Consider the following 5,780-nt stretch of genomic DNA (forward strand, 5'->3'; position numbering starts at 1 on the left):
GCATTGGATGAGTTGCGAAACGACTCTTTGTCCCCCGTTTCGACAATTTTCCCCTCAAAGAGCATCGCATAATTGTCTCCTGCTTTGAAACTCTCGGCAATATCATGGCTGATCAGGATCGACGTCATACCGATCTCATCGCGCAACCTGCAAATCATCTGGGTAATAAAGTCACTGGTGACGGGATCGAGTCCGGAGGTGGGTTCATCATACAAAATGACTTCCGGCTCTAGCGCAAGCGTACGCGCCAAACCGACACGTTTTCGCATACCGCCGCTCAACTCTTCGGGATAGAGAGATTTAACAATTTGTGGATCGAGTCCTACCATACGCAGTTTCTCATCAATTTTATACTCAAGCTCTTTAGATGTCAATTTTTGGTGCTCGTTTATCGGAAATGCAACGTTCTCACGTATATTCATACTGTCAAATAGTGCTCCGCTTTGAAACAAAAATCCGATCTTTTTACGTATCTCCCGCAATGTCGTTTCATCTGCCTGATCGATATTGGTTCCCTTATAGGTGATTGTTCCGCTATCGGGTTTGAGCAATCCCACTATATGCTTAATAATCGTCGATTTACCGCCCCCGGATACACCGAAAATAACCGTTGTTTTACCCTGTTCGATCTCAAGATTTACCCCTCGTAGGATTTCCCGTTTCCCGAAACGCTTGGTGACATTCTCGAAGCGAATCATTTTTTTACCGCCATAAGGTAGGCTCTACGGCTAAAGAGGATAATCAACATCACCAACAACATTTTAAAATCGATCTCGCTCGCTTTGTGAAGCGCTTCAAAAGAGTTATCGATAGCCGACTCTCCACGTGCTTGATACTCTAAAATTTTTGGGGTATAAACGGCACTGAAAAGTAATAACGTCCCGACAGAACCCAAAGCGCTCAAAATGGCAATTTTATCTATCTGCATCACTTTATATCGGGCAATTTCATAGATAACAATAACAACGCTCATAAAATAAGCCCAATAGCTAAAACGATGGAATATTTCGCCCATAATTTTTCCCTCTTCGTAACGAGACAATAACGGCAAGGTCAGATAAATTTCCGAGTGAAAAACGACAGCGGCAACAAATGCCCCCAACACCAAAACAGCACCCGCTGTCATAGCAATAAGTAAAAGATACGTAACATCTATGAGTGCTTTTTTATTATTCATTTTGTTCCTTTAATACGCTCAGGGAATAAAATCCCTAAGCTACGTTAACACTATGTTCTCTTCGGCAGAGTGCCCTCGCGCATTTGCGCTTTTTCATTCTCTAAATTTTTAAAATAAATCCCCGATCTAACGAGGCTAAATCTTTATAAAATTCCAACGATTGTACCGAAAATGATTTTAGATATTCCTGCACTTTAGTTCGTTGATCAAATCCCATCTCGCACACAAACATCGGTATCTGACGCGCATACACCTCATCCAATAAACGACGGATGATCTCATCTCCGATCTCCCCTCCAAAAAGAGCATTTTGGGGTTCGTATGAGAGATTGGACTCCAACGAAACATCGTTCGCGATATAAGGAGGATTGGAGACTAATAGATCAATCGGCTCGTCTACACACGAAAGCAAATCCCCTTCACGCAGTTCAATCCGATTTGTCAGATTGAACAGTTCAATATTGCGGCGTGCAACCGCCAACGCTTTGGGAGAGATATCGACTGCAATAAAACGGGCATTCGGCAAGTGTCGTGCTAACATAATCGATATAATCCCGCTCCCGACTCCCACTTCGACAATCGTAATCGCCTCTTTCGACGAAATACGTGCCACTATTTCATCAATCAGATGCTCCGTCTCCGGTCTTGGGATCAACGCCCCCTCATCGATATAAAACGTTTCACTATAAAAACTGACCCGATTTGTCAAATACTCCAACGGAACGTTTGCACTGCGCCTTTCAATCCATTCAATGAGCTTTGGATCATTATCGTCTATCATATCCTCTTGATGGGTTATAAAATACAGAATATCTTTTTCTAAAAAACCCATGAGAAGAAGTTCGGCCTCACGTCTAGGAGATTCCACGACTCCTCGCAAACGCTGTGTAATCTCTTCGTGAAGCTCTTTTAATCGTTTGGACATGGATCGGCATATCCTTCATCTGAGTCATTAACATGTATGTTGTAACCCAATGCACGAAGACGATCGACTACAGGGGGATGTGTCGTATGAAAAAATCGGTACAATGGATGGGAAAGAGGGAAACTTTTATTCTCGCTCACCAATTTTTTGAGAGCATTCACCAAATGTTCCGCTCCTCCTAACTCCGATCCGGTGCGATCCGCTTCGTATTCGTTATGACGGCTCATCATTCCAAACAACGGCATAATGAAAAAACTTACGACCGGCAATAACAAAATAAACAGCATCATAATGATCTGTGGGCTCGGAGAGACCCCTAATTCCATGTACAGCGTTTCAGGTAAATTACCGAAAAGGGCAAACATCCCAAAAAGCATCGCCCCCACCATCGCAATATTTTTATACAAATCGCCGTGTGCGAAGTGCCCGAGTTCGTGACCCAATACCGCAATGAGTTCGGCAGGAGTAAGTTTTTGAATCAACGTATCAAATAAAACAACCCGTTTTGTTTTTCCGATCCCTCCGAAATAGGCATTCAATCTGGCATCCCGTTTGCTCGCATCGCTCACAAAGATGCCGCTGCTCACAAATCCGGTTTTAGTCATCAACTCTTCGATTTTTTCACGTAACTCTCCGTTTTCAAGCGGTGTGACTTTGTCAAAAAACAAGGCACGGATCGTCGGAAAAAACATATTGATCGCGATAACCACGCTCATGATAAAACCAAAACTCCACAACCACCAAACATCGCTTGACGTGATGATCAATGCAACGACCCAGACAACTAACGATCCGAAAAGAACTGTGAGTATCGTACTCATTAGGGTATCTTTGATGAATTGTCCCATTGTTGAACGATTGAATCCGTATTGGGCATCGATTTTAAACTTCGCAACCCAACCGAACGGAAGCATCAAGAGTGAGTTGATTACGATGAGTCCCATCACGGCACCGATTGTTTGCATCATCGGCGATGTAGAAAATAATGCTGTATCAAGCCATGCCATTAAGCCGCCCATCCATACCAGAAACAGAATATACTCGACAAACGTTTCCGCCATAGAGAGTTTCTCTTTGGCTACGGCATACCCTGCTGCATCACTATACTCGCGTTCACCCATCAAAACAGCGCCTTTTCGCTTGATTTGATTGATGTAACCGATTTGCATAACACTCACATAAAGACGGAGAAAAATATAGAACGTGTAAACGGCAATAATGGTTGTAATCATTAAATTCCTTGGTTTAAAACGTGGAATTTTACCATCATTTTACGGGTACTTTACCAATCGACTCTTTCACAGGAAGTGAATCGTTGACATTGTTGTAATAACTCTTAGCAACTGTAAAAATCAGCCCGATCACTATTCCAATCAGGATAACACTCCAGACCACTCGTTTTTTTGACCCTTTGAGGGTATTATAATCGTCAATCGATTCCAATGTAGGTTCGTTCTCTTGCGCTTTCATTGGGTTGCTCCTTGTATTTAATTATCCTAAGAATCTTAACCATGTTAACCTACAAACGGTTAATGAATTACCCCTAAAATGACGCTTTAAGTTTGAATATTATTTTGTTTTTTCGTCAATCACCAACGTCCGTCCAACGTCACCAAGAAATACGAGCGGGAGTTCTCACGGTCAACCTGCGTTGTCCCATACCCTTTCGTAGTCGTGACTATCGACTCATGGGTAATATTTTTGAGATTTAGTCCCATTTTAAATGTCGAGTCTAGCCGTTTTGTCGCATACAGATCCAGCGTTCCGTATCCCTCTTGCGATTCGGAAACGCCGTTTTCATCGACGGGATCATCGTATCCGCCAACATACCGATACGCCGCTCCGTAGGTTAAGCGGTACTCTTTGAGAGTGTGATCAATCCCGACGTTGTAGAGATAATCGCTGGTTCCTTTGATGGTTCGTTTCACACCGTTGCTAACAAGCGACGAATCCTGGAAAGTCCCGTTGGCAAAAACACCCAAACCGCTTACATAGGTATCGAGCGATTTTTTGAGTTCCAGCTCAAGACTCCATAATTTCCCCTGACCTGAATTATAGGGGCGTTGGACATAACGTTCTGATTCAAATGTAGTCATTTTTTCTATTTTGTCACTAATATCGCGATAAAAACCGCCGAGGCTCACAATCCCTTTATCTTCAAAAAAGTGCTCATAACGCACTTCATAACTGAGTGCTTTTTCCTCTTTTAAATTCGGATTTCCGATCGTATCGGGATGGCTAAAATCGTTTTGATACAATGAACTGTCCCTCGAAACCGAAAGTTCATCCAATCGTGGCAAACGGACGGTTTTTGCCACACTTGCACGGAGGTTATCGTTTTCACTCAATTTGTACAGAGCATGGAGTGAAGGAGCGAAATAATCGATTGCGGCACTTTGATCAAATTGGAGGACGGAACGCTCAAAACGGATCCCCGGTGTCAGAACCGCTTTCTCACCGATACTGATTTCATCTTGGACATACCATGCCCCCTTATTTTCTCGCAAACTCTGGTGATCGTCACTACTTTGCACTCCGTTGACAAAATTGGTAACGTCATCACTTTGGTGCAGTTGTTTGAGATCGATACCGGTTTTAATAAAATGTTCATCCAATGCTAACGAATAACTCCCCTCTGCACCGAGTATCCGCAATGTGCTCTCATCTCTTTGTTTGCGGTTCGTAGTACCGTCGTTACTAAGAGTCAATCCGTCCGAATCGTTTTGATGATATTTGAGTTTCCACTCCAGAAGTTCGGTTCCTGAGAGATTATGACTCCCTGAAAATTTGTTCCAAAGCATAAGAGCATCGCCATCATCATTTTGATGAATTGTCTCGGTAGGAGTGCCGTATCGATTTTTAACACTCTCTTTATGATCATCACTTCGGTTAATGGTACCGTCATACATATATTTATCTTTGGAGGTCGGAGTAAAAATCAGCTTCGTGCTTAATCCCAATGCACGAAATTCTCCCTCCGTATCACCATTCTCATGATAGGCATCAGTATCGATCGAAGAAGAGTCGTCTTGATTGTTATCCGAGAGGGTCGCATTGATCATATACGAAAGATTTCCGTTTTTCCCTTCGTGTTGGGCAAATAAAGAGCTCATCGGTTTTCCGCTGTACGCGCCTGCGGTAAGTTTTGCCGTTGTTTTGGTGTTCGATGAGGGTTTTTTGAGGACAATATTGACGATTCCACCCATCGATTCGGCCGTATACTCAGCGGAACCGTTCGTCATCACCTCAATCCGTTCAATCATATCGGGGTTAATCTGCTCCAACGGATTCCCCCGCTTCGTAGGTGTCACCTCTTCTCCGTCGATCAATACTATCGTATACCCTTTGCCGGGAGCGCCTTTTTTCCCTTTGCCGTCACTGATCGTCACACCCGGAGTCCGTTTAAGCATCTCCAATGCGTTCATATCGCCATATTGATTTAGCTCTTCCCCCTTGATGATACGCTTTGCAATGGAGTTATCTTTGCGCTCTTCGATAACACTGTAGCTCTCTTCGACAGCGATTTTATCCAGTTGAAGAATCTCTTCAGCACATGCAAGAGAGAGGGTACAGGTAAGCAGTATAAGGGGACGAGTAATCACGATTTTCCTATAACACATAGATATTAGACTTCTTGCATAACCTCTAAGATGTATTTTTTACACCGTTCTCCCTGAG

6 protein-coding genes are annotated in these 5,780 nt (G+C 43.3%); all 6 read right to left on the reverse strand.

Going from position 1 to position 5,780, the window contains the following annotated elements; translation table 11 throughout:
- Positions 1-698 (reverse strand): ATP-binding cassette domain-containing protein (locus JHC35_RS06355; protein WP_295043112.1); only part of this gene is annotated, 698 nt, incomplete at its 3' end.
- Entirely contained in the window at positions 695-1,177 is a 483-nt protein-coding gene (locus JHC35_RS06360) for a DUF4149 domain-containing protein (RefSeq protein ID WP_295043113.1), read from the reverse strand. The genes JHC35_RS06360 and JHC35_RS06355, both read right to left, overlap by 4 nt.
- 100 nt (positions 1,178-1,277) lie before the next feature.
- A complete protein-coding gene (gene prmC, locus JHC35_RS06365; RefSeq protein ID WP_295043115.1) occupies positions 1,278-2,102 on the reverse strand; it encodes a peptide chain release factor N(5)-glutamine methyltransferase in 825 nt (274 codons plus the stop codon).
- A complete protein-coding gene (locus JHC35_RS06370) occupies positions 2,087-3,334 on the reverse strand; it encodes a M48 family metallopeptidase (RefSeq protein ID WP_295043116.1) in 1,248 nt (415 codons plus the stop codon). The genes prmC and JHC35_RS06370 overlap by 16 nt, the downstream gene beginning before the upstream one ends.
- Positions 3,335-3,368: 34 nt before the next feature.
- Positions 3,369-3,572, reverse strand: a complete 204-nt coding sequence (locus tag JHC35_RS06375; RefSeq protein WP_295043117.1) for a hypothetical protein — start codon at positions 3,570-3,572, stop codon at positions 3,369-3,371.
- Between the two features lie 119 nt (positions 3,573-3,691).
- Entirely contained in the window at positions 3,692-5,704 is a 2,013-nt protein-coding gene (locus JHC35_RS06380; RefSeq protein WP_295043119.1) for a TonB-dependent receptor, read from the reverse strand.
- Positions 5,705-5,780: the final 76 nt, after the last annotated feature.

Source organism: Sulfuricurvum sp. (genome assembly GCF_022759005.1).
GTDB lineage: Bacteria > Campylobacterota > Campylobacteria > Campylobacterales > Sulfurimonadaceae > Sulfuricurvum.